Source organism: Embleya hyalina (assembly GCF_003967355.1).
Taxonomy (GTDB): Bacteria; Actinomycetota; Actinomycetes; order Streptomycetales; family Streptomycetaceae; genus Embleya; species Embleya hyalina.
On sequence record NZ_BIFH01000035.1, the window covers coordinates 144,074 to 152,310 of the forward strand.

Below are 8,237 nucleotides of genomic sequence, written 5' to 3' on the forward strand. Positions count from 1 at the left end.
GGGGCGGGGCTCGCTCGATCGGGCCATCCTCTGGCGTGTGGGGGCCGGGCGGTGGGTGGGCTGAGCTGGGGGGATGGTGGCCCGGCGGGAATATGCAGATGAACTGACCAACAGGTCCTCAATGCGGGTCACTTCACTCAATTGGGTGAAGGGTGTCGCAACTCGTTGAGCTGTCCCGAACGCGCTGCGTACGGTCATGCCGTCCCGTCGGGGGGAGCGATCCGAGGCGGGGCGGCCGCGTCGGCGACCGGGGCACCCGGTCGCTCGACAACCGTTTCCGGGCATCGGTCGACGGGCGCGCGACGCGTCGTCGGCCGGGGCGCGAGGGCACTGTCGAGGGGGGAAGTCCAGGGATGGCGACGACGACTCGTGGACACCGGGCGGAGCGCACCGGCGGCCACGGCGCGCCGGGTACGAACCTGGTCGACCACGTCCGTGCGGCGCTCGATCGCGACGCGGTCGGTGCCCGGGAACAGGGAACCGGCGAAGGAGCCCCGGGCTCGGCCGGTGCGTGGGATGTGCGCTCCGACGACTTCTGGTGCACCGTACGGCCGCCGGGCCACGCGGCTCGCGCACAGGGCTGGAAGATCCATGTCAGCGCGCGGACCGGGGACGCCCCGCATGTGCTCGGCCGGGTGTGCGACGTGCTGTTGCCGCGTCGGGTGGCGTTCAAGTTCGCCGGTGACCTGGAGCGGCTGCGGATGCTCAACTCCCGTGAGGCGGACCGGGCTTCGGCGGGCAAGTTCATCACCGTCTACCCCGACGACGACGAGCAGTTCATGGAACTGGTGGACGCGCTCGACGAGGTCACGCGCGAGCTGACCGGCCCGGGCATCCTCTCCGACCGGCCGTGCCGACCCGGCAGCGTGGTGCACTACCGCTACGGCGGGTTCGGCCGTCGGGCGGTGCTCGGCAACGACGGCGGCTATCGCGCGGTGCTGACCGACCCCGACGGGTCGGCCGTGGACGACGCCCGGGAGGCGTGGTTCACTCCGCCGCCGTGGGCGCCCGATCCGCTGGTACGGCGGGCCCGTTCGGCGCCGTCCGCCGCGTCCGCGTCGGCGCCCCGGCGGGCGGGGGTGCTGATCGGCGGCCGGTTCGCGGTCACCTCGGCACTGCGGCACTCCGCCAAGGGCGGCGTGTTTCTGGGCCGGGACACCACCGACGACACCGAGGTCGTGGTCAAGCAGGCCCGTGCGCACATCGAGGTGGACCGCTCCGGGCGGGACGCGTGCGCGGCGTTGCGGCACGAGGCGGTGCTGATGCGGCGGCTCGAACACACCGGCGTGACTCCTCGGCACGTCGCGCTGCTCGAAGAGGCCGAGACGATCTTCCTGGCCCAGGAGCGGATACCGGGCGAGCCGTTGCGTGCCTGGGCGGTCCGGCACGCCGCGGATCCGGACGTACCGTGGGCGCGGGCCCGGCCCCTCGTCGAGGGGCTGATCCGGCTGGTCCGGACCGTGCACGGCGAAGGTCTGGTGATTCGCGACCTGTCGCCGACTAATGTGCTGGTCGGGCCGGACGGCGCGCTGCGGCTGGTGGATCTGGAGCTGGCCGCCGAGATCGGCGCACCGGCCGGTGCCGCCGGTACGCCCGGCTATCGGGCGCCGGAGCAGCGGCCGGCCGTCGACGGCAGTCATCGGGCGCATCCCTCGGCCGACCTGTACAGCCTCGGCGGCCTGTTCTTCCTGCTCGCCACCGGCGCCGACCCGGCCCTGCCCGAGGACGTGGGCACCACCCGCGACACGGTGGAACGCCTGGGTGCGTGGCTGGAGTCGGCGGCCCGACACGGCGAAACCGCGCGGCGCCTGGCCCCGGCGATCCGCGGCCTGTGGCACGAGGACCCGACGCGACGCTGGTCGACGGAGCGGGTGTCCGCCTTCGTGACGGGGCCGGCGGGCGGGGGCGGGGGTGGGGCGGACCCGGTCGACGATGTGCGCTCGGGTTCGGGCGGCGGGTCGCTCGACGAGCCGAGGGGCGGGGCGAGGGGCGGGTCGGCCGCCGGGGCGAGCGGCGAGTCGGGCGACGGGACGGCCACCGAGGCGAGCGGCGGGGCGGGAAACGGGTCGCCCGCCCGGTCGGTGGGCGCGTCGGGCGACCTGGCCGGCGGCCGGTCGGGCCGCGTCGTGTCGGCAGGGCCGCCGGGTGACGGCCCTCGGCGCGAGACGGGCCACGCCGTGGGCGCGTCGGGCGACCTGGTGGACGGCCGGTCGGGCCGCGGGTCGGCGGGGCGGTCGGGGCAGGGCCCTCGTCGTGAGTCCGGCCTCGTCGACGGTGCCGCCGACGGCCGTACCGGCTGTGCCGCTCGGCAGGATGTGCCGGATGGGCCTCGGCCGCATCCGGACACCGAGGGCGACAAGGTTCCGCCGCATCCGCAGCCGCCCGAGGACGACGTGCTGCTTCGGGACGGGCTCGCGCACCTCGTGGCCACGATGACGCCGGGGCGGGTGGATCGGCTGTGGCCGATGACGGCCGGCGCGGCGGCGATGGATCCGTGCGGCGTGCAGTACGGCGCGGCCGGCGTGCTCGGCGTGCTGGCCCGGGCCGCGCACACCACCACGCTCGAACCCCGGCTGCGCTACACCCTGCATCGCGCGGTCGAGGACGGCGCCGCCTGGCTGCGCGATCGGGCCGCGGCCGAGCCCGTGGTCCTGCCCGGGCTGCACTTCGGGCGTTCCGGCACCGCCTGGGCGCTGCACGACGCGGCGACGCTGCTCGGCGACGCCGAACTGGCCGCCGGCGCCGCCGACCTCGCCCTGCGGGTACCGATCGCCTGGCCCAACCCGGACGTGTGCCACGGCGCCGCCGGGGCCGGTCTGCTCCAGGTCCGGATGTGGCGGGCGACCGGCGACGAACGTTTCCGGCGGCGCGTCGTCGCGTGTGCCGACACGCTGCTCGGCGCCGCCCGGCAGACCGGCGACCTGACCCTGTGGCCCGTACCGCGGGACTTCGACTCGCGCCTTGCCGGCGCCGCGCACCTCGGGTTCGCGCACGGCGTCGCCGGGGTGGGCGCGTTCCTCCTGGAGGCGGCCCTGACCACCGGCCGCGAGGGCTACCTCGACGGCGCCCGGGCGGCGGCGCGTACCCTCGCCCGCACCGTGCGCGTCGACGGCGACACCGCGTGGTGGCCGCAGGGTCCGGGCGATCCGGACGGGGTCCGCCTGGCGTACTGGTGCAGCGGTTCGGCCGGCGTCGGTACGTTCCTGATCCGGCTGTGGCGGGCGGACCACGATCCGCTCCACCGCGACCTGGCCGAGCGCGCCGGTGCGGCGGTGCATCGGGCCCGGTGGCACTCGGGCACCACCGCGTGCCACGGTCTCGCGGGCAACGGGGAGTTCCTGCTCGACCTGGCCGAGACGCTGGGCGATCCGATCCATCGTGCGCGGGCCGCCGAGCTCGCCGATCAGCTGCGGGTGCGGACCGCGATCGTCGACGGCCTGCGGGTACCGGCCGACGAGACCGCCACGGGTGTGTCCGCCTCGTACGGCACCGGCACCGCCGGTGTCCTGGGCTTCCTGCTCCGGCTCGGCCACGGCGGAGCGCGGTTGTGGTTGGACGGTGAGGAAGCGTGAGCACGATGGTGACGACTCGACCGCTGCGGCGGATCAGTTGGTCGTTCGCGGCCGACGGCGGACACGCCGCGTGCCTGGCCACGCCGGGCGACGGCACCTGGCGGGTGGAGTCGTGGTCGTTGCGGCCGGGGCGGGCCAGTGGCGCGATCCCGGTCGGCACCGGCGCGCCCGAGCGGCTGCACACCCAACTGCTCGCCCTCCCCGACGGTCGGGTGCTGGCCTGCCGACACGAGCCCGGGCGGCACGAGTTGGCCCTGCTCGAAGCCGACGACGCGGGCAGCGAACGACACGTGACCACGGTGCGGCTGCCGGGCCTGCGGCTGCTCCCCTACCCCGGTACGGACGCGCTCGCCCTCGCCCTCGGGGCGGACACGACCCCGTCGACGACGGTGTGGCTGGTCCGCGAGGACGGCCGGTTGGACCCCGTCGCCGAGTTGTCCGGGCTGTACAGCGGCGGGGTCTGGCTCGACCCGGACGGTCACCGGCTCGCCCTGGACGAGGTGCGCGGCGGCCGGGTCAAGACCGTCGCGCTCGACCTGGGGACGGCGACCGTACGCCCGTTCCTGGAGCTGACCGACGACAGCAACGACCGGCTCCTGCTCGCCGATCCGGTCGGCGGGCTGCTGGTGATCGCGAGCAACGCGCCGGGCTCGGACCGGCTCGGCTGGATCCGGCTGCCCGCCGACCGCACGCAGGCGCCGGGCCGGGTGCGTTTTCCCGAGGTCGTACACGTGCCCGACGCGCAGGTACGCCCGATCGCGATCGCGCCGGACGGCCGCCGGGTGGCGGTCCAGCTCGACCGGGGGGCGATCTCGCGGCTGGCCGTATGGACCCCGGAGGAGGGCGAGCTGGTCGAGGCGGCCACCCCGGACGGGTGTCTGGGCGCGGTCGGCCGGTGGACCGAACAGGGGTTGCGGATCCCGTTCTCCGCGCCGGATCGGCCCAGTTGCCTGGCCCGGCTCGACCCGTCCCGCCCGGGGTCGTGGCGCCAGGACGGCGAACCGGGCCCGTTCGTCGGGTTCGACGACGCGGACCGGCCCCAGTGGCGGCCGGCCCATCTGGAGCTGCTGGTCGGCGGGACGGGTCCGGTCGAGTCGATCGTCTACGGCGGCCCCGACTGGCGGTGCGCCGAGCACGTCCTGCTCGCCCTGCACGGCGGTCCGGCGGCGGCGTGGCGGTTCGAGTTCGATCCGCTGCTGCAACGGCTCGCGGCGGCGGGCATCGCGGTGGTGGCGCCGAACCAGCGCGGCAGTACCGGGTACGGCGCCCGCTTCGCCCGCGAGCTGCACGGCGCGTGGGGCGGCCCGGACCTCGCCGACGTCACCGCGATCGGCCGCACCCTGGCCGCCGAGCGAGCCGCCTTCGGCCGCGCGCCGGCCGCCCTGTTCGGGGTCAGCTACGGGGCCTACCTCGCGCTGCTCGCCGCGTCGCTCGCGCCGGGTGCGTGGTCGCGCTGTCTCGCGGTCGCGCCGTTCCTGTCCGGTCCGAGGTTGATCGCCGAGGCGTCGCTGCCGATCCGCGCGCTGATGACCCGGCTCGGCGGCGACACCGAATACGTCGACGACCAGGGCCCGCGCGACGTGCTCGCGGTGTGCGAACGCATCGCCGTACCGCTGCTGTTCGTGCACGGCGACCGGGACGACACCATCCCGGTCGGCCAGTCCAGGGCACTGCGCCACACGCTGCTCGCGCGCGGCCGGGTCGAGGGCGCCGACTTTCGCTACCTGGAGCTTCCCGGTCTCGGCCACGAGGCCCTGGCCGGGGATGGGGCACCCGATCTCCACGCCCACCTCACCGGTTTCCTGCAAACCGGCCGGGTGTGACGACAGGGGGGAATCGCCCCGCACCACCCGTCGGGGGCAACCGCTCACGACGGCGGCACGTCCGAAGGAGATTCGCCATGGAGCCCATCGAGACCGACCTCGCCGCGCTGCAGCAGTTGCCGGAGACCGAGTCGGTCGAGCTGGGCGGGCACGGCGGCAACGGGTGTCAGTTCACCTGCCTGCTGATCACCTGCCTGCTCTTCACGATCAACTAGCGCACCACGTCCGGTACCCGGATTCGGCCTGCGGGCACGATCGGTCGAGCTCGTGAGACCGGTCGACGCCCGGGTTCGATCGACACCGTGATCGTTCGGCGGGCGGGGTGGACCACCCGTCCGGTGTTCCCGAACGGTCGACGCGTCGCGGGTCGGCGGGTTGTTCGACAAGTACGAACCCGGGACCGGGAGTTCCTGCCGGAATCAGGAGCTCCCGGTCACCGGGCCCAGGTCAGCATCGCAATCCGGGCGACCGACGCCGAGCGGGCGCGCCGCTCGCCCGCCTTTTTCCTCTCGACGGCGAGGGCGAGGGCACGGCCGCCGGTCCGCCGCGCTCGACGATCCGCGCATCCGAGGAGGCCCGCCGTGGTCGACGTCCCGATAGCCGCGCAGGCCGACCCGATGGCCGCGCAGGCGCTCCCGGCGGGCGTGCCGACGCCGACGGCGACGCCGACCGATCGCACCGGCACCGGGGTGCGCGGGGCGCTGCGGGTCGCGCCCGGGGCGACGGTGACCCTCGCGCTCGCCGTTCCGGCCGGATCGATCGCCGCGCTGTTGTTGCCGGCGGCGGTGGCCGGCTCGGTGGACGCGGTGGTGCGCGGCGACTCCGCTTCGGGGCCGACCGTACGGCTGATCGCCGTCCTGGTCCTCGGGTTGCTGGCCGGGTTGCTCGCGGAGATCGCCGGTCCGGGGCTGGCCGCCGAGCTCACCGCGCGCCTGCGCCGCCGGCTCGCCGTGCACGTCACCGACCTGGGCACCGGGTCGCGGAATCCTTTTCCCGCCGGCGACGTCACCTCGCGGCTGGTCGGCGCCGCACCCGACGCGGCCGGGCTCGTCCCGTCGCTGCTCGGCACGCTCGGCGCGCTGGTCACCTCGCTCGGCGGCATCGTCGCGCTCGCCCTGATCGACCCGTGGCTCGCGGTCGGCTTCCTCGGCGGGCTGCTGCCGGGGCTGCTCGTGGTGCGGGTGTTCATGGCCCGCGCGACCGATCTGTTCGGCCGCTACCAGGCGGTACAGGGCGGGTTGGCCGGCCGGTTGACCGACGCACTCGCGGGGGCCCGGACGATCCGCGCGTGCGGCACGCGCGATCGGGAGATCGCCCGGATCCTGGCCCCGCTGCCGGAGCTCTCGGCCGCCGGACACGGCCTGTGGCGGGCCCAACGCAGCGCCGTCGCACAGGTGTTGCTGCTCGCGCCGATGGTCGAACTGACGGTGCTCGCGACGGCGGGGTGGTTGCTCGCCGAGGGGCGGATTCCCCCGGGGCAGATGGTCGCGGCGGCGGGATACGCGGCTCTCGGTCTGGGGTTCCTGGAGCAGGTGGAGGCGCTGGTCGGGGTGGCGCACGCCCGTGCGGGGCGGATACGGGCGGCCGAGTTGCTGGCGGTCGAGCCCGCCGGGTACGGCACCGCGCGCACCCTGCCGCCGGGGGGCGGCGAACTGGTCTTCCGGGGCGTGCGGGTGCGGGTGCCGGAGGGGGAGGCCGGCTCGGGCGGGGGTCGGGCGGTGCTCGACGGGATCGACCTGACGGTGCCGGCGGGGGCGTGTGTGGCTCTGGTGGGGGCGTCCGGGTCGGGCAAGTCGACGCTGGCGGCGCTCGCGGGGCGGCTGCGCGAACCGGACGAGGGCGAGGTGCTGCTCGACGGCCTGCCGGTGACCCGGTTGGCGCGCGGCGAGTTGCGGCGGGGGGTCGCCTACGCGTTTCCGCGCCCGGTCCTGGTGGGCGCCGATCTGGCGGAGGCGCTGGCGTACGGCCGGCCCGGGGCGGATCCGGAGGCACTGACCCGGGCGGCCCGGATGGCCTACGCGGACGACTTCGTCCGCCGACTGCCGGCCGGCTACGCGACCCGGACCGACGGGCTGGCGCTGTCCGGCGGGGAGGTGCAACGGCTCGGCCTGGCACGCGCGTTGGTCCAGGACGCACGGGTCCTGGTGCTGGACGACGCGACCAGCGGCCTGGACACGGTCACCGAACACCACATCCACGAGGCCTTCCGCACGGGTCTGGCCGACCGCACCCGAATCGTCGTCGCCCACCGCGCCGCGGCAGCGGCCGACGCCGACTTCGTGGCCTGGCTCGATTCCGGCCGCATCAAGGCCCTCGGCCCCCACCGGGAACTGTGGAGCGACCCGGCCTACCGCGCGGTATTCACGAGAGAGGAGCGGACGTGAAGGGGGCGACGGGGGACGGGGACAAGGACGGAACCGAGCCCGAATCGCAGCCCGGGACCCGAGCCGGGACCGGGACCGGGCGCGAGCCACACACGGGGGCTGCGCCGGGGTCTTCGGCCACGGGACCCGAGGTTGGCGTCAGGGCGGGAAACCGTGCCCGACCCGACGCAACGACCAGACCCGGCATCGAAGCACGGACGGGCGCCGCGCAGGGGCCATGGGTCGGCCCCGAGGTCGGGGTCGAATCCGAAACGACCGACCGAACCGGAGCCCACACCACACCCCGGCCCGAGATCGACACCCCGGTAACGACCGCCGGCGGACCCACACCCCCGTCTCGGGCCACGATCAGGTCCTGGGAGGCGACACCGGCGAGTGACGGAGCCGGATCCGACACCACGACCCCGTCCGAGATCCACGCCCCCACAACGACCACCGGCAGGCCCCGGCCCCGGGAC

The 8,237-nt window shown here is 75.5% G+C and carries 4 protein-coding genes; all 4 read left to right on the forward strand.

The features are described 5' to 3' along the window. Positions 1-353: 353 nt before the first annotated feature. The 4 genes from EMA17_RS37605 to EMA17_RS37615 all read left to right on the forward strand — a co-directional run bounded on the left by EMA17_RS37605 (position 354) and on the right by EMA17_RS37615 (position 7,779). Positions 354-3,572 (forward strand): class III lanthionine synthetase LanKC N-terminal domain-containing protein, encoded by a 3,219-nt coding sequence (locus tag EMA17_RS37605; RefSeq protein ID WP_126641680.1) that lies wholly within the window; start codon positions 354-356, stop codon positions 3,570-3,572. A gap of 5 nt (positions 3,573-3,577) precedes the next feature. Continuing rightward, entirely contained in the window at positions 3,578-5,395 is a 1,818-nt protein-coding gene (locus tag EMA17_RS37610; RefSeq protein WP_246127160.1) for a S9 family peptidase, read from the forward strand. A 77-nt stretch (positions 5,396-5,472) separates the two neighbouring features. Then, positions 5,473-5,610, forward strand: a complete 138-nt coding sequence (locus EMA17_RS52185) for a VenA family class IV lanthipeptide (RefSeq protein ID WP_160161714.1) — start codon at positions 5,473-5,475, stop codon at positions 5,608-5,610. A gap of 366 nt (positions 5,611-5,976) precedes the next feature. Continuing rightward, positions 5,977-7,779 (forward strand): ABC transporter ATP-binding protein, encoded by a 1,803-nt coding sequence (locus tag EMA17_RS37615; protein WP_126641682.1) that lies wholly within the window; start codon positions 5,977-5,979, stop codon positions 7,777-7,779. Positions 7,780-8,237 lie beyond the last annotated feature (458 nt).